We start from the raw sequence: 23,253 nt of genomic DNA, 5'->3' as shown, positions 1-23,253 counted from the left end.
AGGCCTCAGCCTTCCATCCGCTGCTGGAAGACCAGGCCTGCGTGCTCGCGCAGCGCGTGGAACTTGATGCGGGGCCAGTTCTCTTGCATGGCGCGCAGTTCGCCGGCGTACTCCAGCAGCACGGTGGGCGCGTTCACGGCGTCCCAGGCCACGCGGTGGGCGTTGTGGTCGATGAAGCGGCGCAGCTCCTTCTCGCCGCTGCCGGGCTGGCCTTCGGCGTCGTCGCAGGTCACCCAGCGGGCGACGTTGTAGCGGGCCGCGGTGATGCGGGCCTTCACGCCGTACTCGTGCTCCAGGCGGTGGGCCACCACTTCAAACTGCAGCTGGCCCACAGCGCCCAGCAGCAGCACGCTGCCGGCCTCGGGGCGGAAGACCTGGATCGCGCCTTCCTCGCCCAGCTGGCGCAGGCCCTCGCGCAGCTGCTTGGTCTTGAGCGGGTCGGCCACTTCCACGCTGCGGAACATTTCCGGCGCGAAGAAGGGCAGGCCGGTGTACTGCAGGGCTTCGCCTTCGGTGATGGTGTCGCCCAGCTGCAGCACGCCGTGGTTGGGAATGCCGATGATGTCGCCGGCAAAGGCTTCGTCCAGCAGCTCGCGCTTCTGGCTCATGAAGGTCACCACCGTGTTGGGCCGCAGGCCCTTGCCCGAGCGCACCACCTTCAGGTTCATGCCGCGCTCGAAGCGGCCCGAGGCCACGCGCACGAAGGCGATGCGGTCGCGGTGGGCCGGGTCCATGTTGGCCTGGATCTTGAACACCACACCGGTGAACTTGGGCTCTTCGGGCTTGACGGTGCGCTGCATGGATTCGCGCACGTCGGGCGGGGGCGCCAGTTCCACCAGCGCGTCCAGCACTTCCTGCACGCCGAAGTTGTTCACGGCGGAGCCGAAGAACATGGGCGTTTGCTTGCCGCTCAGGAAGGCGTCGTGCTCAAAGGCGGGCGCGGCTTCCTTGACGAGTTCGATCTCGCCCTGCGCGTTGTCGTACTGCATGCCGAAGCGTTCGGCGTAGATCGGGTTGTCCAGCCCTTCCAGCACTTCCTCGGTGCCGGCCACGCGGTCCTCGCCGGGGGCGAACACGCGCATGCGCTCCTGGCGCAGGTCCATCACGCCGTGGAACTGTTTGCCCATGCCCACCGGCCAGGTGAAGGGCACGACGGTCATGCCCAGTTCCTGCTCGATCTCGTCCATCAGCGCGAGCGGGTCTTTCACCTCGCGGTCCATCTTGTTGACGAAGGTCAGGATGGGCGTGTTGCGCGCGCGGCAAACCTGCAGCAGGCGGCGGGTTTGCGGCTCCACGCCGTTGGCCGCGTCGATCACCATCAGCGCCGCGTCCACGGCGGTCAGCACGCGGTAGGTGTCTTCCGAGAAGTCCTGGTGGCCCGGCGTGTCCAGCAGGTTGATCACGCAGTCGCGGTATTCCATCTGCATGACGGACGACGCCACCGAGATGCCGCGCTGCTTTTCAATTTCCATCCAGTCGGAGGTGGCGTGGCGCGTGGCCTTGCGGGCCTTCACGGAGCCGGCGATCTGGATGGCGCCCGAGAACAGCAGCAGCTTTTCCGTCAGCGTGGTCTTGCCGGCGTCGGGGTGGCTGATGATGGCGAAGGTGCGGCGGCGGCGAACTTCCGTCTCGATGCGGCTGGCGATGGGTTCTGACATGCGGTGGCTCTCGGGCTAACCCGCAATTATCCCCGGCACCGCCCAGGCAGGTGCGGCCTCAGTGGGGGCGGAAGGCGCCGTCGCGGTAGCGCTGCAGCCGAATGGATTCCAGGTGCGCCGTCCACGCGGCGGCGTGGGTCGGGTCGGCGGGCCAGGGCATGGGCTGCAACGCGATCACGAAGCTGTTGCCCACCTCGCCGGTGCACATCGCCGGAATCAGGCTGCATTGCCGCAGCAGGTACAGCTCCAGCAGCAGGATCTGCAGCGACTCGGGCGTGAACACGTGGTAGTGCAGGTAGCTGAGGTCGCGCGCCTGCCCGGTCATGGACCGCTGCAGGTGCTCGAACGCGGCGTGCAGGTCGCCCACGCTCAGCGGGTCTTGCGGGCCGAATCGGTGCGGTGCGCCGGCCGGCGGCGACGCCGAGTGGCTGTCGGTGTCGAACGCCAGTTTTGCGGCAGGCGCAGCGTGCGGCCAGTGGTGGCGCATCAGCACGTCGCTGGTGGTGGTGAGCTGGCGGAAGAGGTCGAAGGTTTGCGTCTTCAGCGGCACCACCATCACCGCCGTTCCGCCGGGCTTGAGCAGCGTTTCTACGCTGCGCAGGTGCATCAGCAGATCGGGCTGGTGCTCGATGTTGTGGCAGCTGTAGATCAGGTCGAAGCGTTGTTCTGCGGGCACGCAGTCGGCCAGGCGGCCGTCGGCGCAGACGTAGTCGATGTCGTCGAACAGATCGAACGGGCCGTCCGGCAGCCGGTACACCTCGCGCATCTGCCGCTGCAGGGTGGCGGTGTCGCAGTAGTCGGACACCTTGAGGTTGGGGTAGTCGCGGCGACGGAAGGCCGGGCTGGCGCCAGGCCCGATTTCCAGGATGTGCGCGTCGGGCGCTATCGCGGCCTTCAGCACCTCGGGCACGCTGCTGCCCGGCTGCAGGCCGGCCATGAGGCGTTCGATGAAAGGCGGAATGGACATGCGCAGCCCGAGAAAACGGAAGTTCGCCGATTGTGGGCGGCCCCAGCGCAAGGGATCGCGCCCAATGCGCCGGGATTCACCGTCATTCCACCTGTATCGCCGGCCCTATCGCTGGCCCGCCGCGCGGGCCGAAGCTCACTCTTCCAGCAGGCTGCGCAACATCCAAGCCGTCTGCTCGTGCACCGTGATGCGCTGGGTCAGCAGGTCGGCGCTGGGCTCGTCGCTGGCTTTGTCCACGGCCGGGAACAGCTGGCGTGCGGTGCGGGCCACGGCCTCGTGGCCTTCTTTCAGGATGCGCACCATCTCCAGCGCCTTGGGCGGGGTGGCGGGGGCGTCGGGCAGGCTGCTGAGCTTGGCGAACTGCGCGTAGCTGCCCGGCGCGGCGTGGCCCAGGGAGCGGATGCGCTCGGCGATCGGGTCCACCGCGTTCCACAGCTCGGTGTACTGGGCCATGAACATCGCGTGCAGGCTGTTGAACATCGGGCCCGTCACGTTCCAGTGGAAGTTGTGGGTGGTCAGGTACAGCGTGTAGGTCTCGGCCAGCAGCTGAGACAGGCCGGCCGCGACGGTGGCGCGGTCCTTGTCGCTGATGCCGATGTGGATTGCCGGCGCGGCGGCGGTGCGTTTCTTGGCCATGGGTGCTCCTGTGAAAACGACGGGGCGAGCCTACCGGAAGCGGCTCGCCCCTGGGGTGGGTGCGGGTGTGAACCCGTCAGCCGTTCAGGCCGTGCACCAGCAGGGCGATGCCGGCGAGGTTGCCGCTGGCAAAAACCAGCCAGCCCAGGCCGCGTTGGGCGGTGCGTGCTGCGTGTTGCATGTCAGGGTCTCCTTCAGGCGTGCAGGTCGAAGCGGTCCAGTTCCATCACGTGCGTCCAGGCGGCCACGAAGTCGTGAACGAACTTGGGCTGGGCGTCTCGGCCGCCGTACACCTCGGCAATGGCGCGCAGCTGGGCGTTGGAGCCGAACACCAGATCGGCCACCGTGGCGGTCCACCGGCGGGCACCGGTGGCGCGGTCCACGCCTTCGATCACGTCGCCCGCCTGCTGCCACTTCGTGCCCATGTCCAGCAGGTTCACGAAGAAGTCGTGGCTCAGCACGCCCGGGCGGTGGGTGAACACGCCGTGCGGGCTGCCGCCGGTGTTGGCGCCCAGCACGCGCAGGCCGGCCACCAGCACCGCCATCTGCGGGGCCGAGAGCGTGAGCAGCTGGGCCTTGTCCACCAGCAACTCGGCCGCGGCGGCTGCGGGCAGGCCCGGGGCCAGGTGGTTGCGGAAGCCGTCCGCACGGGGCTCCAGCGGGGCGAAGGAGGCCACGTCGGTTTGGTCCTGCGTGGCATCCATGCGGCCGGGGCGGAAGGGCACCGTCACCGGCACGCCGGCTGCCTTCGCCGCGGCTTCGACCGCCGCATTGCCGGCCAGCACGATCAGGTCGGCCAGCGACACCTGCCGGCCGCCGGTGGCGGTCGCGTTGAACTGCTGCTGAATGGCTTCCAGCGTGGCCAGCACCGCGGCGAGTGGCTCGGGCTGGTTCACGGCCCAGTCCTTCTGCGGTGCCAGGCGGATGCGTGCGCCGTTGGCGCCGCCGCGCTTGTCGCTGCCGCGGAAGGTGCTGGTCGAGGCCCAGGCGGTGCTCACCAGCTGCGCGGTCGTCAGGCCCGAGGCCAGCACCTGCGCCTTCAGCGTGGCGATGTCGGCCGCGTTGATCAGCGGGTGGTTCACGGCCGGGATGGGGTCTTGCCACAGCAGCGGTTCCTTCGGCACCAGCGGCCCCAGGTAGCGCGTGACCGGGCCCATGTCGCGGTGGGTCAGCTTGAACCAGGCGCGGGCGAAGGCGTCGGCAAAAGCGGCCGGGTCGGCATGGAAGCGGCGCGAGATTTTTTCGTAGGCCGGGTCGAAGCGCAGGGCCAGGTCGGCGGTGCTCATCATGGGCGCGTGGAACTTCCTGGGGTCGTGCGCGTCCACCACCGTGTCGGCCCCGGCGCCGCCGGTCGGCACCCACTGGTGGGCTCCGGCCGGGCTCTTCGTCAGCGTCCAGTCGTACTTGAAGAGGGTGTCGAAGTAGCCGTTGTCCCACGTGGTGGGGTTGGGCTTCCAGGCGCCTTCCAGGCCGCTGGTGATGGTGTGCCCGGCCATGCCGGAGGCGTAGCTGCTCTTCCAGCCCAGGCCCTGGTCCAGCAGGTCGGCGCCCTCGGGCTCCTTGCCCATGTGGCTGGCGTCGCCCGCGCCGTGCGCCTTGCCGAAGGTGTGGCCGCCGGCAATGAGGGCCACGGTTTCTTCGTCGTCCATGGCCATGCGGGCGAAGGTCTCGCGGATGTCGCGGGCCGACAGCAGCGGGTCGGGGTTGCCGTTGGGGCCTTCCGGGTTCACGTAGATCAGGCCCATCTGCACGGCGGCCAGCGGGTTCGCCAGCTCGCGGTCACCGTGGTAGCGCTCGTCGCCCAGCCAGGTGGCCTCGGGGCCCCAGTCGATGTCGATCTCGGGTTCGTAGATGTCTTCCCGCCCGCCGCCGAAGCCGAAGGTCTTGAAGCCCATGGATTCCAGCGCGACGTTGCCGGTCAGGATGAAGAGGTCGGCCCAGGACAGCTTCTCGCCGTACTTCTGCTTGATGGGCCACAGCAGGCGGCGGGCCTTGTCGAGGTTGCCGTTGTCGGGCCAGCTGTTCAGCGGGGCGAAGCGCTGGTTGCCGGTGCCGCCACCACCTCGGCCGTCTTGCACGCGGTAGGTGCCGGCGGCGTGCCAGGCCATGCGAATGAAGAAGGGGCCGTAGTGACCGTAGTCGGCCGGCCACCAGGGCTGCGAGTCGGTCATCAGGGCCTTCAGGTCAGCGATGACGGCGTGCAGGTCCAGGCTCTGGAAGGCGGCGGCGTAGTCGAAGGCCTCGCCCATGGGGTTGGCGGCCGGGGCGCGCTGGTGCAGCACCGCCAGGTTCAGCTGGTTGGGCCACCAGCGCTGGTTGGCCGTGGCGGCGCGGCTGGCGTTAGCGCCGTGGTGGAAGGGGCACTGGGCGGCGGCCGGGGTGGCAGCCGGGTTGGTGGCCGGGTTGGTGGCCGGGTTGGTGGCTTGGGTCATGTCAGCTCCTGCGGTGAGATGGCAGAAGCTTATTGAAAACTATCGACTTTGTTGGTTGAATAGATTCAATCTAACGATAGCCAAAATTGTGGGCGGCTCCAGCGCCCCCGGGCCGGGACGGCCCGGTCGGTTCAGCTCAGCCGGGTCACGCCGTCCAGCTGGCAGGCGTAGATCGCGTTGCGCAGCGCCGCAATCGCCTCGTAGCGGGTGAAGCTGCGCCGCCAGGCCAGCACCACGCGGCGGGTGGGAATCGGGGCGCTGAAGGGCACGAAGGCCAGGTGGGGCGAGGCGTCGCGCGGCACCGAGAGCGCCGGCACCACCGTCACGCCCATGCCCGAGGCCACCATGTGCTTGATGGTTTCCAGCGACGAGCCCTCGAAGCTGCGGCGAATGCCTTCGGCGTTGCTGGAGAAGCGGGCGAACTCCGGGCACACCTCCAGCACGTGGTCGCGGAAGCAGTGGCCGTTGCCCAGCAGCAGCATGGTTTCGCGCTTGAGCTCTTCGGCGCTGATGGTTTCGCGCGCGGCCAGCGGGTGCGAGGCCGGCACGGCCACCACGAAGGGCTCGTCGTACAGCGCGGCGGTGGCCAGCCCGGTGTCGGGGAAGGGCTCGGCCATGATGGCGCAGTCCAGCTCGCCGGTGCGCAGCATCTCCAGCAGCTTCACCGTGAAGTTCTCCTGCAGCATCAGCGGCATCTGCGGGTACTGCGCGATGGTGTGCTTCACCAGTTCGGGCAGCAGGTAGGGGCCGATGGTGTAGATGATGCCCAGGCGCAGCGCGCCGGCCAGCGGGTCTTTGCCGCGCTTGGCGATTTCGCGGATGGCGCCGGCCTGGTCCAGCACCGACTGCGCCTGCCGCACGATGTCTTCGCCCAGCGGCGTCACGCTCACCTCGTTGCCGCCGCGCTCGAAGATCTTGACGTCCAGCTCCTCCTCCAGCTTCTTGATGGCCACCGACAGGGTGGGCTGGGAGACGAAGCAGGCCTCGGCCGCGCGGCCGAAGTGGCGCTCGCGGGCCACGGCAACGATGTAGCGCAACTCGGTCAGGGTCATGGCAGGCGGCAAGCTCAAGGGGCAGGGGTCGAACGCTACACTGCCGCCGCCCTTCCAGGGTGACAAGGGTTTACACCGAGGTGCCTATGACCGCTGACCGAAAGCCGATGACCCTGCCGCGCCTCGCGCAGATGCACGCCAGCGGCGAAAAGATCGCCATGCTGACCTGCTACGACGCCGCCTTCGCCGGGCTGCTGGACGAAGCGGGCGTGGACATGCTGCTGATTGGCGATTCCCTGGGCAATGTGCTGCAGGGCCGCGGCTCCACCGCCCCGGTGAACCTGGACGACATGCTGTACCACACCACCTGCGTGCGCCGCGGGGTGAAGTACGCCTTCGTCGTGGCCGACCTGCCGTTCGACAGCTACCACGTCAGCAAGGAAGAAGCCTGGAAAAGCGCGGCCGCCCTGGTGAAGGCCGGCGCGCACATGGTGAAGCTCGAAGGCGGCGGCTGGACGGCCGAGACCGTGCGCTTCATCAGCGAGCGCGGCATTCCGGTGTGCGCGCACCTGGGCTTCACGCCGCAGACCGTGACGGCGCTGGGCGGCTTCAAGGTGCAGGGGCGCGACGAGGAAAGTGCGGCCCGCATCAAGCGCGAGTCGCAAGAGCTGGTGGAGGCCGGTGCGGCCATGCTGCTGTATGAAATGGTGCCCGCCGCGCTGGCTGCCGAGATCACCGCCGCGTCGCCCGTGCCCGTCATCGGCATCGGCGCGGGCGTGGGCACCTCGGGCCAGGTGCTGGTGCTGCACGACGCGCTGGACATCACCCGCGGCAAGAAGCCCCGCTTCGTCAAGAACTTCATGGCCGGGCAGGGTTCCATCCTCGGCGGCGTGAAAGCCTATGTGGACGAGGTGAAGGCCAAGACCTTCCCCATCAACGAGATTCACGGGTTCTGACCATGCAGGTGATTCACACCATCGCAGCGCTGCGCGAGGCGCTCGCCCCCCACGCCGCGCGCGGCTTCGTGCCCACCATGGGCAACCTGCACGACGGCCACCTGGCCCTGGTGAAGCAGGCCCGTGAACTGGTCGGCCCGCAAGGCGCCGTGGTGGCCAGCATCTTCGTGAACCGGCTGCAGTTCGCGCCGCATGAAGACTTCGACACCTACCCCCGCACGCTGGAACGCGACTGCGAACTGCTGGCCGCGGCTGGCTGTGATGTGGTGTTCGCGCCCAGCGAGAAAGAGCTCTACCCCGAGCCCCAGGGCTACAAGGTGCAGCCGCCCACCGAGCTGGCCGACATCCTGGAAGGGCACTTCCGCCCCGGCTTCTTCACGGGCGTGTGCACCGTGGTGCACAAGCTCTTCAACATCGTGCAGCCCACGCTGGCGGTGTTCGGCAAGAAGGACTACCAGCAGCTGATGGTGCTGCGCCGCATGACGGCGCAGATGGCGCTGCCCATCGCCATCCACGGCGGCGAAACGCGCCGCAGCGCGGAGGGCTTGGCGCTGTCCTCGCGCAACGGCTACCTGAGCGAGGCGGAGAAGGTGGAAGCGCTGCGCCTGTCGCGCACGCTCAAAGCCTTGATCGCCCGCTGGCAAGCCGGCGAGCGCGACCTGGCCGCGATGGAAGCCGACGCGATGCAGGCCTTGCGTGAGGCGGGTTGGGCGCCGGATTACGTCACGCTGCGCCGCCAGCACGACCTGGGCGCGGCCGTGGAGGGCCAGCCCCTGGTGGCACTGGCCGCCGCGCGGCTGGGCACCACACGGCTGATCGACAACCTCGAGGTCAGTTGACCGCGGTCAGCTCGACGTCGAACACCAAGGCGGCACCGCCCGGGATGGTGCCGTAGCCGCTGGCGCCGTAGCCCAGGCTGGCGGGGATGACGATGGTGCGCTTGCCGCCCACCTTCATGCCAGTGACGCCTTGGTCGAAGCCCGTGATGACCTGCAGCGGCGTCGTGCCCAGCGTGAACTGGAACGAGCCCGCGTCGAACTTGGTGCCGCGCGTGTCGGCCACGCGCACGTCGTACAGGTAGCCGCTGTAGGTGACCGTGGCCTTGCTGCCCGCAGCGGCCGTGGCGCCCGTGCCCAGCACGTTGTCGGTCACCTTCAGCGCCGTCACGCTGCTCCAGCCGTAGCCGTCACCCGTGGACGGCGTGCCCGAGTTGCTGCCGCCACCCCCGCAGGCGGTGACACCGAGCGTCGCGGCGAGGGCGCTGGCAGCCAGCAAAAGGGCGGAACGGCGAGAAGCGAACAGGGACATGGTGAACAACAAGGTGGGTGGAGAGGGTTCCGCGGGTCGCGGGCGGCGCGGACTATAGCCATCGCACGTAAACGCTTGTAAGCGGTGTCAACACCCGGCGAAGGCTCGCGTTAAACAGTGCAAATCGTTCGTCCATGGAGAAGCACATGCGCCTGCCGTCCCGTGTTTTGAGTCTGTTGGTGGCCCTGGGCTCGGCCGTGGCGCTGACCGCCTGCGGCGGCGGCGTCGAGGTGGACATCGGCGGCGGTGGTGGCGGCGGTGGCAACGGCGGCGGGGGCACGGCCTACCCGCGGCCCAACCCGAATCCCACGCCGCCCACGCTGTCGTGCAGCCCGGCGGGCCTGGCCGCCTCGGCTGCCAGCAAGTGGGGCACGGTGTGCATGCTCACCAGCAGCGGTGAGATGGTGGTGGAGCTGTACGACAGCTACGCCCCGCAGACCGTGGCCAACTTCTACAAGTACGTGTCGGCCGGCTTCTACAGCAACACCCTCATCCACCGCGTGGACCGCGACTTCGTCATCCAGGGCGGCGGCTACACCAGCGGCATGGTGGTCAAGCCCGCGCTGTACGCGCCGATCAAGCTGGAGGCCAACAACGGCCTGTCCAACCTGCGCGGCACCCTCGCCATGGCCCGCCGCAGCGACGCCGACTCGGCCACCAGCCAGTTCTTCTTCAACGTGGTGGACAACACCAGCCTGGACTACCAGAGCCCCGCCAATCCGGGCTACACCGTGTTCGGCCGCATCATCTCGGGCCTGCCCACGCTGGACGCCATCAACGTGGTGCCCACCTACACCTACAGTGCCACGGATATCGAGCCCCGCACCGAGGTGCTGGTGTACTGGATGCAGCGCCTGAAGTGACCCGCTGACGGCTCCTACACTGCGCGCAGACAGCGCGTCAGGAGTGGTGGAGCATGAACCGGTTCAACAGCGTGTTTGCGCGGCGTGGCGCCACCGTGGCGAGCCTGGCGGCCGCGTGGCTGGTGGTGGCTTGCGGTGGTGGTGCAGGTGGTGGGGGTGCAGGCGGCAGCACACCCGGCCCCGCGCCGGCCACCCCGCTGCCCGACAGCCTGGCCATCACCGCCCCGGCCGCCGGCGAGGCGGGCGCGGCGCTGGCGTTTGCCAGCAGCACGGCGCTGGCGGCCGGCCTCACCGCCCAGTGGCGCTTTGGCGATGGCGCCACCAGTGCCGAAGCCAGCCCGCAGCACCGGTTCGACCGGGCGGGCAGCTTCGACGTGGTGCTGCGCGTCACCAACGAAGCCGGCCAGAGCCGCGAGGCCAGCGCCACCGTGCGCGTCACCAGCGCCGGCAACGTGCTGGGCTTGATCTGCAGCGGCGGCGCCGGCCAGGGCTGGTGCTGGCAACAGCAGCGCCCCACCTCGCACCTGGTGCGCGACGTGTTCGCGTGGAGCCCGCAGCAGGCCTGGGCCGTGGGCCAGTACGGCGAGATCCTGAAAACCGACGACGGGGGCGCGCACTGGGTGCTGCAACGCCCGGCCACCGAGCCCGGCATGCTCACCAGCGTCAGCTTCTGGGACGCCCGCAACGGCTGGGCCGTGGGCAGCGCGGGGGTGTTTCGCACCACCGACGGCGGGGCGAGCTGGCAGCGGCGGGAGCTGACCGGCGTGGACCTGGCTGGCCAGGCGCCCGACACCGTGCGGGCGCTGGGCGCCCAGACCGCGCTCGTCACCAGCGGGTACCAGGGTGCGGCCACGCGCGACGGCGGCGCCACCTGGCGGGCGGTGAGCCCGGTGGAGGTGGTGTCGCCCGCGGGCCGGTTGTACGACAGCCAGTTCATGCGCCTGAACCGGGCCGACCTGGACGGCCAGAACCGCGTGGCGGTGCTGAACCTGGACGCGCCCGATCAGTGCAGCCTGAGCACCTCGCTCACCTTCGCCAGCGAAACCCGGCTGCTGTTGAACGCCCTGTCGGCCGGCTGCCGGGCGGGGCCGGGCGCGCCGCTGCCGTTCCAGCGCCAAACGCTGTGGAAGAGCGCGGATGCCGGCGCCACCTGGACGGCGTTGGACCTCAGCGCCACGCCGGGCCTGTTCGCCCAGCTGCTGTGGGCGTCGGACGATGGCGACACGCTGCTGACGGCGTCGCAGGGCTTTCTGTACCGCAGCAGCGACGGCGGCCGCACCTGGGGCGCGCTGCTGAACGGGCCGAGCGTGGCCGGCCCCACGGTGCAGGCGCTGGACGGCCGCACGCTGGTGCTCTTCACCGGGGCGCAGGTGTACCGCAGCGTGGATGCCGGCCTCACCTGGGCGCCCAGCACCCGGCCGGCCGAGCGGCGTTTGGGCAGCGAGGTGAACGCCCCGCGGCGGGTGGACGCGCTCACGCTGACCGCGCGCAACGGCGGGGGCGACTTCTGGATCTCGCGCGACGGTGGCGCGAGCTTTCAGAGCCTGATCGGGCATGACCCGATCGAGGCCAACCTGCAGTACTCGGTGGCGGTGCTGGGCGCCAAGACCCTGCGCATGCTGGCCTTCGACCGCACCTCGCTGGAAAGCCGCGACGGCGGCCAGACCTGGACCGTGGTGGAGCGCGCGGTGCCGGGCGGCAACGGCCCCGGCATCCAGCAGCTGCAGTACCTGACCGACACCCAGGGCTGGCGGCTGCTGACCGACGGCGTTGTCTACCGCACCGAAGACGCGGGCAAGACCTGGCAGTCCACGCCGGTGTACGACGGCGTGCAGATGCACTTCAGCGACGCCAGCCGCGGCTGGGTGCGCTCGCTGCAGCAAGGCCCGCTGCTGACCGACGATGGCGGCCGCAGCTGGCGCAAACCGGCGGAGCTGCCGCCGGGCATCACCGTGCTGCGGCACCTGCCCGGCGGGCGCCTGGTGGGGGTGGGGGCGTCGGCCGTGACGGTGGTGTCCACCGACAACGGCCAGAGCTGGGTGCGGCGCCCGCGCCCGGGCGACCCGAACGCCGTCCTCACGGCCCTGACCCTGCACCCCGACGGCAGCGTCTGGGCCGTGGGCCGCGGTGGCCTGCTGCTGAAGTCCAGCGACGGGGGCGACAGCTGGCAGCGCATCGACCCCGCGGGTGACGCCACCGACTTCAACGACCTGGCCTTTGGCGACGCCCAACGCGGCTGGATCGTGGGGCAGGGCGGCCGGGTGCTGACCACCCGCGACGGCGGCAGCACCTGGACGCGCCAGGCCAGCGGCACCTTCCTGGACCTGCACACCGTGCGCCCTTCGGACGCTCGCACCGCCTGGATCACCGGCGCCCAGAGCCTGCTGCTGGCCACCAGCACCGGGGGCGATTGACGCGGCGCAGCGCCCGCCACCGGTCGGCTGCCATCGCCATCCGTCAGCGCAAGTCGCCATTGGGCGCATGCCTGGCCGGCGAGCGGTCGGAATGCGGGCAACATCCGCCCCCTTGAAACTTTGAAGGACACAAACATGTGGATTCGCACCCGTTCCTGGGCTGGCCTGTGCGCCGCGGCGGCGGTCATGGTCACGGCGGTGGTACCGGGCCTCAGCCGTGCCGCGCCGGTGGAGTTCCGCGACCTGCGCGTGGAGGTGGTGGGCCAAGGCCGCCCGGTGCTGATGATTCCGGGCCTGAACAGCGCCGCTGCGACCTGGACGGAAACCTGCGCCGCCCTGCAACCGCAGGTGCAGTGCCACATCGTGCAGCTGCCGGGTTTCGCCGGCGCGCCGGCCATCCAGACCGACCCGTTTCTGGACGGCATGCGCGACCGCCTGCTGGCTTACCTGGACGACCGCCAACTCAAGCAGCCCGTCGTCATGGGGCACAGCCTGGGCGGCGCGCTTGCGCTGAAGATGGCTGCCGCGCAGCCCGCGCGCATCGACCGCCTGGTGATCGTGGACTCGCTGCCCTTCTTTGCCGGCATTCGCGGCATGACGGCTGAGGCTGCCAAGGGCGCGGCCGCCGCCATGCGCCAGCAGATGCTGAACGCCACGCCGGCGCAATGGGAGGCCGGCGCACGCCAGGGCGCGATGGGCATGAGCCGCACGCCGGCCAACAACGAGCGCGTGGCCGGCTGGTCGCTGGCCAGCGACCGCGCGACCTCCGCGCAGGCCATGTCGGAGCTGTGGGGGGCTGACCTGCGCCCCTTGCTGCCCCAGATCACCACGCCGACCTTGGTGCTGGGGGCCTGGGCGGCCTACGCGCCCATGGGCTCCACGCTGGACAGCACCCGCCGCATCTTTGAAGGCCAGTACGCTGGCCTGAGCGGCGTGAAGGTGAGCATGAGCGCGCAGGGCTACCACTTCCTGATGTGGGACGACCCGGAGTGGCTGGTGGGCGAGGTCAAGGCCTTCCTGGCCGCCGCGCCGAAATAAGGCCGCGCAGCGGCGGGCGGCTGCGGCAGACTGCGGCGTCATGAGTGCCGACGCCCACCCCTCCCGCCCCGTTCACCCCGCCCGCCCGCTTCGCCGCATCGCCATCACCACCGGCGGCGGTGACGCGCCGGGCTTGAACGCGGTGATCCAGGCCGTGACGCGGGCCGCCCTGCTGCGGGGCTGGACCTGCGTCGGCATCCGCGACGGCTACGACGGCCTGCTGCGGCCCGACCGGTACCGCGCTGGCGACGGCTGCATCGAGCTGACCGCTGAACGCGTGGAGGGCCTGGCCGCCCTGGGCGGCACGCTGCTGGGCTCCACCAGCAAGGGCAACCCGTTTGCCTACCCCATGCCGCAGCCGGACGGCCGCACCGCGCTGGTGGACCGTTCGCAAGACCTGCTCGACGCGCTGGCGCGAGAAGGCATCGACGCCCTGGTGGCCGTGGGCGGCGACGGGTCGCTCGCGATTGCGCACCAGCTGGCCCAGCGCGGGCTGCCGGTGGTGGGCGTGCCCAAGACCATCGACAACGACCTGGACGGCACGGTGATGACCTTTGGTTTCGACACCGCGGTGGCCTTTGCCAGCGAGTGCCTGGACCGCCTGCACACCACCGCCGCCAGCCACCACCGTGTGCTGACGGTGGAGGTGATGGGCCGCTACGCCGGCTGGATTGCGCTGCACGCTGGTCTGGCGGGTGGGGCGCACGCCATCCTGCTGCCCGAGATTCCGTTCGATCTGGCCCCGGTGGCCGAGCTCATCGCCCGCCGCGAGGCCCAGGGGCTGGGCTACTCGCTCGTCGTGGTGGCCGAAGGCGCGCATCCCCGCGACGGTGAGCGTGCGCTGTGCGGCCCGGCCGAGGCGGGCCATGCCGAGCGCCTGGGCGGCATGGGCGAGCAGGTCAGCCAGGCGCTGGCACGCCTGACCGGCAAGGACGCGCGCTGCGTGGTGCTGGGCCATTTGCTGCGCGGCGGCAGCCCCAGCGCCTTCGACCGGGTGGCGGCGCTGCGCTTCGGGGCGGCTGCCGTGCGCGCGCTGGCGGCCGGCCAGAGCGGTGTGATGGTGGCGCTGGACGGCCGCGACGTGCGCCCTGTGCCGCTGGCCGAGGTGGCCGGCCGCATGAAGGCCGTGCCGCTGGACGGTGACACCCTGGCCACCGCGCGTGACCTGGGCGTGTGCCTGGGCCTCCCGCAGGCGGCGGACCCGGGCGCTGGCGGGCGCCATTCATGACACGTCGGCTGCAGCTGACCCCCCGCGTCGTGCAGCCCGTCGCACCGGGTGCGACAGGCGCACGCCCTCGCCCTAACGTGCAGGCCTTCACAACACTTTTTGAGGGACCCCGCATGACCCGCTTCACCGCCCTTCCCACCGCACTCGCCGCACTCGCCGCACTCGCTGCTGCTGCCCTGCTCAGCGCCTGCGTGTTCGCGCCGCCGGTTCACACCACGACCGACTCGGCCTCCATCAGCCGCATGAGCGAGCAAGCCACGGCCACCTGCGGCGCCGGCAATGTGAAGGAAGTGAACGCCAAGAGCTTCACCTGCAAGTGAGGCGTGCGGCCCGGCCGATGAGGCGCGGGCCACATGCGTCGCGCAGCCGGTGACCCAAGCGAAGCCCTCGGCGGCGTGCCCCGAGGGCTTCAGGCTTTCAGGAACTCCGCCTTGGTGCCCAGCCAGCGCGTGACTTGCCGGTGCGCCGCATCCGGCGCGCGGTCCAGCAGTTGCGGGGCCAGGGCGCGGGCGGCCACCAGCAGGGGGGCGTCTTCCTGCAGGTCGGCAAAGCGCAGCAGCTCGGCGCCGCTCTGGCGCGAGCCCATGAATTCGCCCGGGCCGCGGATGTCCAGGTCTCGCCGCGCGATCTCGAAACCGTCGGTCGTCTCGGCCATGGCCTTCAGGCGTGACTTGCCGGTGTCGCTCAGCGGCGGCGTGTAGATCAGCACGCACACGCTGGCCTTCGCGCCCCGGCCCACGCGGCCGCGCAGCTGGTGCAGCTGCGCCAGGCCAAAGCGCTCGGCGTGCTCGATCACCATCAGGCTGGCGTTGGGCACATCCACGCCCACTTCGATCACGGTGGTGGCCACCAGCACGCTCATCTGCCCGCTGGAGAACTGCGCCATCACCGCCGCCTTGTCGGCCGGCGACATGCGGCCGTGGAGCAGCCCCACGCTCGTGCCGGCCAGCGTGGCGCTCAGCTCCTCGTGCGTCTCGGTGGCGTTGCGCAGGTCGATGGCCTCGCTTTCTTCCACCAACGGGCACACCCAGTACACCTGCGCGCCGTCGGCCACCGCCATGCGGATCTTGTCGATCACGTCGTCGCGCTTGCTGTCGGTGAACACCTTGGTGACGATGGGGCTGCGGCCCGGGGGCAGCTCGTCGATGGTAGACACGTCCAGGTCGGCGAAGTAGGTCATGGCCAGCGTGCGCGGGATGGGCGTGGCGCTCATCATCAGCATGTGCGGCTCCAGATCCATGGCCTTCAACTTCTGGCGCAAGGCCAGCCGCTGCGCCACGCCGAAGCGGTGCTGCTCGTCGATGATGGCCAGGCCCAGCTTGGCAAAGCGCACCTTGTCTTCGATCACGGCGTGCGTGCCCACCACCAGCTGCGCCTCGCCCGAGGCGGCCGCGTCCAGCATGGCCTGGCGGGCCTTGCCTTTCACGCTGCCGGTGATCCAGGCGATCTTGAGGCCCAGCGGCTCCAGCCAGCCGATGAGCTTGCGGAAGTGCTGCTCGGCCAGGATCTCGGTGGGCGCCATCAGCGCGCACTGCCAGCCCGCGCCGATGGCCACGGCCGCCGCGAGTGCGGCCACCACCGTCTTGCCCGAGCCCACGTCGCCCTGCAGCAGGCGGTGCATGGGCTGCGGGCGGGCCAGGTCTTGCGCAATTTCCTCGCACACCCGCTGCTGCGCGGCGGTCAGCTGAAAGGGCAGCACGCCCAACAGGCGTTCGTGCAGGCCGCCGGGCTGGCCGCGCAGGGCCGGCGCCACCAGCAGCGCGCGTTCCCGCTGGGCCCGCAGCTGCGACAGCTGCTGGGCCAGCAGCTCCTCGAACTTCAGGCGCTGCCAGGCCGGGTGGCTGTGGTCCTCCAGCGCCGCCAGCTGCGCGCTGGGCGGCGGGTGGTGCAGGTAGTTCAGTGCGTCTTTCAGGCTGGGCAGGCCGGGCGGCACCACGCCGTGGGGCAGGATCTCCCGCAGGTCGGCCCGCGCCAGGCCCGAGGCCACGGCCTTGCGCAGGTAGGCCTGCGGCAGCTGGGCCGACGCCGGGTAGACCGGCGTGAGCGATTGCGCCAGCGGGGTGGTGTCGTCCACCACCTTCACCACCGGGTGCACCATCTCGCGGCCGAAGAAGCCGATGCGCGCCTCCCCCCGCACCCGCAGCCGCGTGGCGGCCGACATCTGCTTTTGCTGCGAGGGGTAGAAGTGCAGGAAGCGCAACAGCAACGAGCCGGACTCGTCCTTCAGGCGCACCAGCAACTGGCGCCGGCCGCGCATCTCCACCTGGCAGTCCACCACCACACCTTCCACCTGGGCGGGCTCGTTGTCGCGCAGCGCGCCGATGGGCGTGATGCGGGTTTCGTCTTCGTAGCGGTGCGGCAGGTGCAGGGCCAGGTCGATGTCGCGCACCAGGCCGAGCTTTTCCATCGCCTTCTGGGGGGCGGATTTGGCCTTGGCGGCGGTGGAGGCAGCGGCCGGGGCGGGCGCTGGAGCGGGCGCGGTCATGGCCGGCATTCTGGCGGCATGGAATAGTCCGGGGGGCTCGCGTGTTCACCGTCTTGTCCCCACCTTTTTTGAGAGACCCGACATGAACTTCCGCCTCCTGGCGTGTGCCGCCGTCCTGGCCGTCACCGGCTGTGCCTCCGTTCCGCCCGCGCCCGCCTCGGCGGCCGACGGCGTGCTGGTGGGGGCCAACGGCATGACGCTCTACACCTTCGACAAAGACACCGCCGGCAGCGGCAAGAGCGTGTGCAATGGCCCCTGCGCCACCAATTGGCCGCCGCTGGCCGCCGCCGCCGGCGACGCCGCCCGGGGCGACTGGACCGTCATCACCCGCGACGACGGCAAGGCCCAGTGGGCCTACAAGGGCAAGCCGCTGTACTTCTGGGTGAAAGACCAGAAGCCCGGCGACCGCACCGGCGACGGCTTCAACAAGGTCTGGCAGCTGGCCCGTCCGTGATCGAGGCCCGGCATGCCCGTTGAACAGCTGCTCACCCACATGCCGGCCCTGCGCCGGTATGCGCGGCTGTTGACGGGCGACGCCACCCGGGCCGACGACCTGGTGCAAGACACGCTGGAGCGTGCCTGCCGCAAATGGAGCCTGTGGCGCCCGGGCACGGCGCTGCGGCCCTGGCTGCTGTCCATCATGCACAACCTGCACCTGAACCAGCTGCGCGACTGGCGGCTGGACGACGGTGCGGCCGCCCTGGACGACGTGCCCGACCGGCCCGACCCGGCCGACGCGCCGGCCGGCCTGCGCCTGGACCTGGAGCGTGCGCTGGCCGCACTGCCCGACGGCCAGCGCGCGGTGATGCTGCTGGTGGTGGTGGAGGAGTACACCTACGCCGAGGCGGCGGACATCCTGGGCGTGCCGCTGGGCACGGTCATGTCGCGCTTGCACCGCGGGCGGGAAACCTTGCGGAGCTGGCTCAGCACCCCGGCCAGCCCGCTGCCCCCGCCCGAGGCCGAAACGGGCGCTGCCGCCCCGCCGCCCACCGCCGCGGGCGGTGCCCGCATCCTGAACCTGTCGCGTGTGAAGCGATGACGTCTGAGCGCCCCACCCCCTCCCCCGACCCGGGCCTCTCGCCCGACGACGCGCGGCTGCACGCCTTCGTGGACAGCCAACTGCCCAGTGACGAGCGGCCGGAGGTGCTGGCCCGGCTGAATGCCGACCCGCTGGCCGCCGAACAGGTGCGGGCCTGGCAGGCCCAGCGCCAGGCCCTGCGCGGCCTGGCCCGCGACTGGCCGCTGGGCGAAACCCCGCGTGAGCTCAGCGGCATCGTGCTGCGCGAGGCCGCCGCTCGGCGCTGGCGGCGGGCGCTGCCGCAGGCGCTGGCGGCGGGCCTGTTGGTGGCGCTGGGCGTGTTCGGTGGCTACCGCTGGGGCCAGCACGACGCCGGCGCGCCCACCGCGGGCTTGCTGGCCCAGGGGCCGGCGGCGGTGCCGGAGTTCGCCCGCCAGGCCGGCGTGGCGTTTGCTGTCTACAGCGCCGAAAAGCGCCACCCGGTGGAGGTGACCGCCGCCGAGCAGGCCCACCTGGTGCAGTGGCTCAGCAAGCGGCTGGGCCGCCCCTTGACCGTGCCGGTGCTGACCGACCGGGGCTACACCCTGCTGGGCGGCCGCCTGCTGCCGGGCGAGGCCACCCAGCCGGGCAGCCCGCGCGCCCAGTTCATGTACGAAAACGCCACGGGCGACCGGCTGACGCTGTACGTGGCGGTGCTGGCGCCCGGTGCGGCTCCGGCGGCGCCCGAGTTCCGGCTGCTGCAGCAGGACGCCCGCACCACGCTGTACTGGGCCGACGGCGAGTTCGGCTACGCCTTGAGCGCCCAGCCCTCGGTGGCGCTGCAGCCGATTGCGCAGCGGGTGCACGAGCAGTTGACGGGTTGAGCGCCCCGCGGGGGCGTGCCCTCGGGGACGTGCGATGTCGCGTCAGCGGAAGTAGCGCTGGCGCAGCTTGTCGTAGCGGCCGTCGCGGCGCAGCGTGTCCAACGCGGCTTGCAGGCGCCGCACCAAGGCCGGGTCGGCGTCGGGCCGCAGGCCGAAGTAGTAGGCGCGGGAGGCGTCCTGCTCCATCACCGCTTGCAGCGTGCCGTAGGGCAGCTGCAGCTGGCGCAGGTTCCAGGCAGCGGCCCAGTCCAGCAGGGCCACGTAGTCCATGCGGCCGGCCAGCAGCTTGCGCACGTTGGTGGCGTCGTCCAGGCCTTGTTCCAGCTGCAGGCCGGGCTTGAGGCCCGCGGCTTGCAGCTGCTTGTCGGCGGCCGACTCGCGCACCACGCCGATGCGGGCGCTGCCCAGCTCGCTGAGTTGCGTGAGGGTCAGCTCGGTGCGCGACGCGAGCTTGTAGATCAGGATGCGGCGCTGCGCGATCGGGCCCACCCACTGGAACTGCGCCTCGCGCTCGGGCGTGCGGGTCAGCGAGAACAGCACGCTGTTCGCGCTGCCTTCGGCCACCTGCATGGCGCGCTGCCAGGGCAGCACCTGCAGCTCCAGCCGCAGGCCGGCCTGCGCGGTCATCAGCCGCAGCAACTCCACGCTGAAGCCCTGCGCCAGGCCGTCTTCCAGGTAGTTCAGCGGGGCCAGGTTTTCCGTCACGCCCAGCAGCACGGGCTCATCGGCTGCGGCGACCGAGGGTCGCGCAGCGAGCAGGGCGGGCAGGGCGAGGCAGAGGCGGCGTTTCACAAGGAGCGGGGCGCAGACTCTGGCGAGTCTAGGGGCCCCGCATGACCGTTCCGGTCACGCCACCCGCGCGGGTGTGCGATATCGCCGCTCGGTCGGTTTTCAGGTCGGCGTGGGCACGCCGGCCATGCGGTCGTGGGCCACGAAGAACTGGCGCGCCATGGCCAGCATCTGGCCCTGGCTCAGCGCGGCCGAGGCGCGGTAGTCGGCAATCTGCGTGGCCAGCTTGGGGCAGTGCGCTTCCACGTAGTGCTTGAACTGGTGGATGACGACATGCGAGCCGGTGATCAGCACCTCGGGCGTGTCCTTCAGGGCCTGGCACAGCTGCTCGTACAGCGCCTGCTCGGTGCGCTCGTGGTGGCCGTGGCTGTGGCGCTCGTGGGCGTCGATGCGGGCGGCGTGCACCTGGTGGGCATCGAAATGCAGCACTTGCGCGTGGTGGTGGTCGAGGTGAACAACAGCGTGGAACATGCGAGGTTTCTCCTTCAGATCAAGGGTCAGTGAGCGGCTTCGGCCGCGGTCTGGCAATCGATGCAGCGCAGCGCTTGCGGCTGGTGGTGCAGTCGGTCGAACGGGATGGCCGCGCCGCAGTCGGTGCACAGGCCGTAGTCGGCGGTGTTCAGGCGCGCCAGTGCGTCGTCCAGCGCCTGCAACTCGGCCAGCAGGTGGTGGTCTCGGGCCTGGTCAAGGGCGCGGTCGGCTTCGTGCTCGCGCTGGTCGTGCGGGTCGTCGGCCAGCAGCGCGGCGGCATGCGCCACGCGGGTGGCGCCTTCGCGCTGGGCCTGCAGCGCGGCCTGCACGCGTTGGCGGGCGACCTGCAACTCCGCTTCCAGCAGCGCGTGTTGTCCGGGGGTGAGGGCAGTGCTCATGGGAACCTCCTGGAACCCATGCTGGCACCGGGCGCGGCGCGCCGCCTTGCGCTGCATCAAGACGGTGCGATGGGAGAATCCGGCTCCCTTTTTTGGTACGGGTCTGTCCGGCCCTCAAGCGCAATGCCTGCCTTCACGCCTGCGGCCTTCACGGTCGCCGACTTCGATTTCGACCTCCCCCCCGAACTGATCGCCCAGCACCCCGCCGCCGAGCGCAGCGCCTCCCGGCTGCTGGACGGCACCGGCCCCGTGCCGGTGGACCGCGTGTTCCGCGAGCTGCCCGACCTGCTGGCACCGGGCGACCTGCTGGTGTTCAACAACACCCGCGTCATCAAAGCCCGGCTGTACGGCATCAAGGCCACCGGCGGCAATGTGGAGGCCCTGGTGGAGCGCGTGCTGCCCGGCAAGTTCACGAGCCCCCACGCGGATGCTTCGCATCCGCTGCCCCCCGAGGGGGCTCTGCCGGCTCGGGGCGGCCCAGCGCCGGCAGGCGAGGTGTGGATGCACCTGCGCGCCAGCAAAAGCCCCAAGCCCGGCAGCTGGGTGCGGTTTGCCGATGCGTTCAACGCCCAGGTGCTGGGCCGCTGCGGGCCCGACAACGGCCTCTTTCACCTGCGCTTTGAAGGCGACCCCTTCGCGCTGCTGGACGCCCACGGCCACGTGCCACTGCCGCCCTACATCGCGCACGGCGACAGCGCCGACGACGAGCGCCGCTACCAGACCGTGTTCGCCAAGGAGCCGGGTGCCGTGGCCGCGCCCACCGCTGCGCTGCACTTCGACGAGGGCGTGTTGGCCGCGCTGACCGCCCGCGGCGTGCAGCAGGCGCACGTCACGCTGCACGTGGGCGCCGGCACCTTCCAGCCGGTGCGCGTGGAGCAGTTGGCCGACCACAAGATGCACAGCGAATGGTTCGAGGTGCCGCAGGCCACGGTGGAAGCGATTGCCGCCTGCCGCGCGCGTGGCGGCCGGGTGGTGGCGGTGGGCACCACCACGCTGCGCGCGCTGGAGTCCGCCGCGCGGGGTGGCACCTTGGAAGCCGGCGCGCGCGAGACCGACATCTTCATCACCCCGGGCTTCGAGTTCCGCGTGGTGGACCGCCTCGTCACCAACTTCCACCTGCCCAAGAGCACGCTGATGATGCTGGTGAGCGCCCTGGCCGGCCACGCCCACGTGATGGCGCTGTACCGCCACGCGATTGCGCAGCGCTACCGCTTCTTCAGCTACGGCGACGCGATGCTGCTGGACCGCGCCCAGGCCACGCGGCCCTGAGCCGCGTCATCCACCGCCGCGGTGAAGGCGCTGCGCGCGGTGACCGGCAGCTGCCAGCGCATGTGCACCCGGGCGCTGTGGGTCACGTCCACCAGCGCCGCGCCGTGCTGTTCGGCCAGGCGGCGCAGCCGGCCTTCCAGGTCGTAGGGCAGCTCGCAGGCCAGCTCCACCTGCGCCACGCGCTCGATCTTCTCGGCCGTCAGCAGCGCCTGGGCGATGCAGTCGGTGTAGGCCCGCACCAGGCCGCCCGCGCCCAGCTTCACGCCGCCCCAGTAGCGCACGGCCGTGGCCAGCACGCCGTCCAGCCCCTGGTGGCGCAGCACGTCCAGCATGGGGCGGCCCGCGGTGCCGCCAGGCTCGCCGTCGTCGTTGGCGGCCGAGTGGCCGCCGGCCAGCAGCGCCCAGCACACGTGCACGGCGCCGGGGTGCTCGGCGCGCAGCTGTTCCACACGGGTCAGGGCGGCGGCGCGGTCGGCGCAGGGCTCCACGCAGCCGAGGAAGCGGCTCTTCTTGACGACGAGTTCATGCCGCGCCGGGGCGGCCAGGGTCAGGGACATGGCCGCATTGTCGGCGGCGGGGTCAGGGCTCGTCGGCGAACGTGACCGCGCGCGTGGCGGCCTCGCTGAGGTGGCGGCGGGTGATGGCGCGCACCGTGCCATCGGCCAGCATGGACTGCATCGCCCGGCGCAGCCGCTGCCGGTCGGCGTCAGGCAGGCGCAGCGACAGGGCCAGCCCCGCGAGCACCCGGTCTTGCGGGGCCACGTCCACCGGCGTCCAGGCCTCGCCGTCGTCAAAGGCGGCGTCCACCTCGGCCCACGAGGCCGGCAGCGCCAACAAGCCGTGGCCGCGGCCGGCGCGGGCCATGCGCAGCACGGCGGGGAAGTCCGACACCTCGTGCACCCGGCCCTGCGTGCGCAGGCGCTGCACCAGCCGGTCCAGCGTGGGGCCGTGGGTGTAGCCCTTGACGGTCAACAGTCGCAGGCGCGAGTCGGCCTCGAAGGCGGCCAGCGAGCGCACCTGCGGCGCCAGCTCGCGGTGCAGCATGAGGTGGTAGCGGCCCTGGGCGTAGGGCACGAACTCGGCAAAGGTCTGGCGCTCGGGCGTGGGAATGGCCGACATCGTCAGGCCCGCCACGCCGCTGCGCATCTGCTCCCAGATCCGCACGCGGGACTCCACCACCAGCCGCAGGTCGCAGCCCGAGCGGCGGGCCAGCTCGTCGAACATGTCTTTGTCGATGCCTTGCCAACCCTGGCCCGGCACATCACGAAAGAACGGCGGGTAGGCGTACAGCGCGGCCACGTGCGGGCCGCAGGGGGGCTCCGCCGCGGGAGCCGCACTGGCCGTGCTGGCCGCACTGACCAGCGTGAGCCCGGCCCAGCGGGTCCATCGGGCCCACCCGCGCGCCGTGTCACGCGCCGTACCACGCGGTGGGGTGGAGGCGAGGCGGGGCGGCGTCATGGTGGCTTCA

Annotated in this window: 23 protein-coding genes; 11 read left to right on the top strand and 12 right to left on the bottom strand. The window is 71.0% G+C overall.

The window, feature by feature from the left end; genetic code table 11:
• Positions 1–5: 5 nt before the first annotated feature.
• The 5 genes from ACG01O_RS16615 to ACG01O_RS16595 all read right to left on the bottom strand — a co-directional run bounded on the left by ACG01O_RS16615 (position 6) and on the right by ACG01O_RS16595 (position 6,745).
• Positions 6–1,658, bottom strand: coding sequence for a peptide chain release factor 3 (locus ACG01O_RS16615; RefSeq protein WP_394386280.1), 1,653 nt, complete (start codon positions 1,656–1,658; stop codon positions 6–8).
• 58 nt (positions 1,659–1,716) lie between these two features.
• On the bottom strand, positions 1,717–2,625 hold the full coding sequence (locus tag ACG01O_RS16610) for a class I SAM-dependent methyltransferase (RefSeq protein ID WP_394386277.1): 909 nt from the start codon (positions 2,623–2,625) through the stop codon (positions 1,717–1,719).
• Positions 2,626–2,760: 135 nt separating this feature from the next.
• Positions 2,761–3,261: a Dps family protein gene (locus ACG01O_RS16605; RefSeq protein ID WP_394386275.1), complete on the bottom strand. Its 501-nt coding sequence runs from the start codon at positions 3,259–3,261 to the stop codon at positions 2,761–2,763.
• Between the two features lie 194 nt (positions 3,262–3,455).
• Complete coding sequence (katG, locus tag ACG01O_RS16600) at positions 3,456–5,693, bottom strand: catalase/peroxidase HPI (RefSeq protein ID WP_394386273.1); 2,238 nt, start codon at positions 5,691–5,693, stop codon at positions 3,456–3,458.
• Positions 5,694–5,824: 131 nt separating this feature from the next.
• A complete protein-coding gene (locus ACG01O_RS16595) occupies positions 5,825–6,745 on the bottom strand; it encodes a hydrogen peroxide-inducible genes activator (RefSeq protein WP_394386271.1) in 921 nt (306 codons plus the stop codon).
• 86 nt (positions 6,746–6,831) lie between these two features.
• Between ACG01O_RS16595 and panB the strand changes: the two genes are divergently transcribed.
• On the top strand, positions 6,832–7,641 hold the full coding sequence (gene panB / locus ACG01O_RS16590; RefSeq protein ID WP_394386269.1) for a 3-methyl-2-oxobutanoate hydroxymethyltransferase: 810 nt from the start codon (positions 6,832–6,834) through the stop codon (positions 7,639–7,641).
• 2 nt (positions 7,642–7,643) lie between these two features.
• Positions 7,644–8,480: a pantoate--beta-alanine ligase gene (gene panC / locus ACG01O_RS16585; protein ID WP_394386267.1), complete on the top strand. Its 837-nt coding sequence runs from the start codon at positions 7,644–7,646 to the stop codon at positions 8,478–8,480.
• Here the strand turns inward: panC and ACG01O_RS16580 are convergent.
• On the bottom strand, positions 8,473–8,949 hold the full coding sequence (locus ACG01O_RS16580; protein ID WP_394386265.1) for an FKBP-type peptidyl-prolyl cis-trans isomerase: 477 nt from the start codon (positions 8,947–8,949) through the stop codon (positions 8,473–8,475). The two genes, panC and ACG01O_RS16580, sit on opposite strands and share 8 nt — an antisense overlap.
• A gap of 146 nt (positions 8,950–9,095) precedes the next feature.
• Here ACG01O_RS16580 and ACG01O_RS16575 point away from each other — a divergent pair, with 146 nt between their 5' ends.
• The 5 genes from ACG01O_RS16575 to ACG01O_RS16555 all read left to right on the top strand — a co-directional run bounded on the left by ACG01O_RS16575 (position 9,096) and on the right by ACG01O_RS16555 (position 14,812).
• Positions 9,096–9,812 (top strand): peptidylprolyl isomerase, encoded by a 717-nt coding sequence (locus ACG01O_RS16575; RefSeq protein ID WP_394386263.1) that lies wholly within the window; start codon positions 9,096–9,098, stop codon positions 9,810–9,812.
• A gap of 53 nt (positions 9,813–9,865) precedes the next feature.
• Entirely contained in the window at positions 9,866–12,226 is a 2,361-nt protein-coding gene (locus tag ACG01O_RS16570; protein WP_394386261.1) for a YCF48-related protein, read from the top strand.
• Positions 12,227–12,361: 135 nt separating this feature from the next.
• Positions 12,362–13,264 carry an alpha/beta fold hydrolase gene (locus ACG01O_RS16565; protein ID WP_394386259.1) on the top strand — a complete coding sequence of 301 codons (903 nt, stop codon included), beginning with the start codon at positions 12,362–12,364 and terminating at the stop codon, positions 13,262–13,264.
• A 40-nt stretch (positions 13,265–13,304) separates the two neighbouring features.
• Positions 13,305–14,492, top strand: a complete 1,188-nt coding sequence (locus ACG01O_RS16560; RefSeq protein WP_394386258.1) for a 6-phosphofructokinase — start codon at positions 13,305–13,307, stop codon at positions 14,490–14,492.
• A gap of 113 nt (positions 14,493–14,605) precedes the next feature.
• A complete protein-coding gene (locus ACG01O_RS16555) occupies positions 14,606–14,812 on the top strand; it encodes a hypothetical protein (protein WP_394386257.1) in 207 nt (68 codons plus the stop codon).
• 89 nt (positions 14,813–14,901) lie between these two features.
• Here the strand turns inward: ACG01O_RS16555 and recG are convergent, their stop codons facing one another.
• Positions 14,902–16,977, bottom strand: coding sequence for an ATP-dependent DNA helicase RecG (recG, locus tag ACG01O_RS16550; protein WP_394386255.1), 2,076 nt, complete (start codon positions 16,975–16,977; stop codon positions 14,902–14,904).
• A gap of 82 nt (positions 16,978–17,059) precedes the next feature.
• On the opposite strand from recG, the gene ACG01O_RS16545 reads away from it, so the two are divergent.
• The 3 genes from ACG01O_RS16545 to ACG01O_RS16535 are packed head-to-tail and all read left to right on the top strand — an operon-like array spanning position 17,060 to position 18,858.
• Positions 17,060–17,431 (top strand): COG4315 family predicted lipoprotein, encoded by a 372-nt coding sequence (locus ACG01O_RS16545; protein ID WP_394386253.1) that lies wholly within the window; start codon positions 17,060–17,062, stop codon positions 17,429–17,431.
• 12 nt (positions 17,432–17,443) lie between these two features.
• Positions 17,444–18,016, top strand: coding sequence for an RNA polymerase sigma factor (locus ACG01O_RS16540; RefSeq protein WP_394386251.1), 573 nt, complete (start codon positions 17,444–17,446; stop codon positions 18,014–18,016).
• Positions 18,013–18,858, top strand: a complete 846-nt coding sequence (locus ACG01O_RS16535) for an anti-sigma factor family protein (protein WP_394386250.1) — start codon at positions 18,013–18,015, stop codon at positions 18,856–18,858. The genes ACG01O_RS16540 and ACG01O_RS16535 overlap by 4 nt, the downstream gene beginning before the upstream one ends.
• 42 nt (positions 18,859–18,900) lie before the next feature.
• Here ACG01O_RS16535 and ACG01O_RS16530 read toward each other — a convergent pair whose 3' ends face one another.
• From ACG01O_RS16530 to ACG01O_RS16520, 3 genes are all read right to left on the bottom strand, one after another.
• The gene (locus ACG01O_RS16530; RefSeq protein ID WP_394386248.1) at positions 18,901–19,650 is read right to left on the bottom strand and encodes a substrate-binding periplasmic protein; all 750 of its coding nucleotides are present in this window, start codon (positions 19,648–19,650) and stop codon (positions 18,901–18,903) included.
• Positions 19,651–19,749: 99 nt separating this feature from the next.
• The gene (locus ACG01O_RS16525; RefSeq protein ID WP_394386246.1) at positions 19,750–20,118 is read right to left on the bottom strand and encodes a hypothetical protein; all 369 of its coding nucleotides are present in this window, start codon (positions 20,116–20,118) and stop codon (positions 19,750–19,752) included.
• A gap of 26 nt (positions 20,119–20,144) precedes the next feature.
• Complete coding sequence (locus ACG01O_RS16520) at positions 20,145–20,516, bottom strand: TraR/DksA family transcriptional regulator (protein ID WP_394386245.1); 372 nt, start codon at positions 20,514–20,516, stop codon at positions 20,145–20,147.
• 123 nt (positions 20,517–20,639) lie between these two features.
• Here ACG01O_RS16520 and queA point away from each other — a divergent pair, with 123 nt between their 5' ends.
• Complete coding sequence (gene queA, locus ACG01O_RS16515; RefSeq protein WP_394386243.1) at positions 20,640–21,785, top strand: tRNA preQ1(34) S-adenosylmethionine ribosyltransferase-isomerase QueA; 1,146 nt, start codon at positions 20,640–20,642, stop codon at positions 21,783–21,785.
• On the opposite strand, the gene ACG01O_RS16510 is transcribed toward queA, so the two are convergent.
• Together ACG01O_RS16510 and ACG01O_RS16505 are read right to left on the bottom strand one after the other, a co-directional pair.
• The gene (locus ACG01O_RS16510; protein WP_394386242.1) at positions 21,737–22,342 is read right to left on the bottom strand and encodes an IMPACT family protein; all 606 of its coding nucleotides are present in this window, start codon (positions 22,340–22,342) and stop codon (positions 21,737–21,739) included. The genes queA and ACG01O_RS16510 overlap by 49 nt on opposite strands.
• Positions 22,343–22,364: 22 nt before the next feature.
• Complete coding sequence (locus tag ACG01O_RS16505) at positions 22,365–23,243, bottom strand: substrate-binding periplasmic protein (protein ID WP_394386240.1); 879 nt, start codon at positions 23,241–23,243, stop codon at positions 22,365–22,367.
• Positions 23,244–23,253 lie beyond the last annotated feature (10 nt).

Source organism: Pelomonas baiyunensis, from assembly GCF_043555935.1.
Classification (GTDB): Bacteria; Pseudomonadota; Gammaproteobacteria; order Burkholderiales; family Burkholderiaceae_C; genus Pelomonas; species Pelomonas baiyunensis.
This window is presented reverse-complemented; position numbering and strand designations above follow the sequence as displayed.

Excerpts from the sequence above, each read along its gene's own strand:
- ACG01O_RS16615 (WP_394386280.1), bottom strand. The coding sequence starts at position 1,658 with ATGTCAGAACCCATCGCCAGCCGCATCGAGACGGAAGTTCGCCGCCGC.
- ACG01O_RS16610 (WP_394386277.1), bottom strand. The coding sequence starts at position 2,625 with ATGTCCATTCCGCCTTTCATCGAACGCCTCATGGCCGGCCTGCAGCCG.
- ACG01O_RS16605 (WP_394386275.1), bottom strand. The coding sequence starts at position 3,261 with ATGGCCAAGAAACGCACCGCCGCCGCGCCGGCAATCCACATCGGCATC.
- katG (WP_394386273.1), bottom strand. The coding sequence starts at position 5,693 with ATGACCCAAGCCACCAACCCGGCCACCAACCCGGCCACCAACCCGGCT.
- ACG01O_RS16595 (WP_394386271.1), bottom strand. The coding sequence starts at position 6,745 with ATGACCCTGACCGAGTTGCGCTACATCGTTGCCGTGGCCCGCGAGCGC.
- panB (WP_394386269.1), top strand. The coding sequence starts at position 6,832 with ATGACCGCTGACCGAAAGCCGATGACCCTGCCGCGCCTCGCGCAGATG.
- panC (WP_394386267.1), top strand. The coding sequence starts at position 7,644 with ATGCAGGTGATTCACACCATCGCAGCGCTGCGCGAGGCGCTCGCCCCC.
- ACG01O_RS16580 (WP_394386265.1), bottom strand. The coding sequence starts at position 8,949 with ATGTCCCTGTTCGCTTCTCGCCGTTCCGCCCTTTTGCTGGCTGCCAGC.
- ACG01O_RS16575 (WP_394386263.1), top strand. The coding sequence starts at position 9,096 with ATGCGCCTGCCGTCCCGTGTTTTGAGTCTGTTGGTGGCCCTGGGCTCG.
- ACG01O_RS16570 (WP_394386261.1), top strand. The coding sequence starts at position 9,866 with ATGAACCGGTTCAACAGCGTGTTTGCGCGGCGTGGCGCCACCGTGGCG.
- ACG01O_RS16565 (WP_394386259.1), top strand. The coding sequence starts at position 12,362 with ATGTGGATTCGCACCCGTTCCTGGGCTGGCCTGTGCGCCGCGGCGGCG.
- ACG01O_RS16560 (WP_394386258.1), top strand. The coding sequence starts at position 13,305 with ATGAGTGCCGACGCCCACCCCTCCCGCCCCGTTCACCCCGCCCGCCCG.
- ACG01O_RS16555 (WP_394386257.1), top strand. The coding sequence starts at position 14,606 with ATGACCCGCTTCACCGCCCTTCCCACCGCACTCGCCGCACTCGCCGCA.
- recG (WP_394386255.1), bottom strand. The coding sequence starts at position 16,977 with ATGACCGCGCCCGCTCCAGCGCCCGCCCCGGCCGCTGCCTCCACCGCC.
- ACG01O_RS16545 (WP_394386253.1), top strand. The coding sequence starts at position 17,060 with ATGAACTTCCGCCTCCTGGCGTGTGCCGCCGTCCTGGCCGTCACCGGC.
- ACG01O_RS16540 (WP_394386251.1), top strand. The coding sequence starts at position 17,444 with ATGCCCGTTGAACAGCTGCTCACCCACATGCCGGCCCTGCGCCGGTAT.
- ACG01O_RS16535 (WP_394386250.1), top strand. The coding sequence starts at position 18,013 with ATGACGTCTGAGCGCCCCACCCCCTCCCCCGACCCGGGCCTCTCGCCC.
- ACG01O_RS16525 (WP_394386246.1), bottom strand. The coding sequence starts at position 20,118 with ATGTTCCACGCTGTTGTTCACCTCGACCACCACCACGCGCAAGTGCTG.
- ACG01O_RS16520 (WP_394386245.1), bottom strand. The coding sequence starts at position 20,516 with ATGAGCACTGCCCTCACCCCCGGACAACACGCGCTGCTGGAAGCGGAG.
- queA (WP_394386243.1), top strand. The coding sequence starts at position 20,640 with ATGCCTGCCTTCACGCCTGCGGCCTTCACGGTCGCCGACTTCGATTTC.
- ACG01O_RS16510 (WP_394386242.1), bottom strand. The coding sequence starts at position 22,342 with ATGTCCCTGACCCTGGCCGCCCCGGCGCGGCATGAACTCGTCGTCAAG.
- ACG01O_RS16505 (WP_394386240.1), bottom strand. The coding sequence starts at position 23,243 with ATGACGCCGCCCCGCCTCGCCTCCACCCCACCGCGTGGTACGGCGCGT.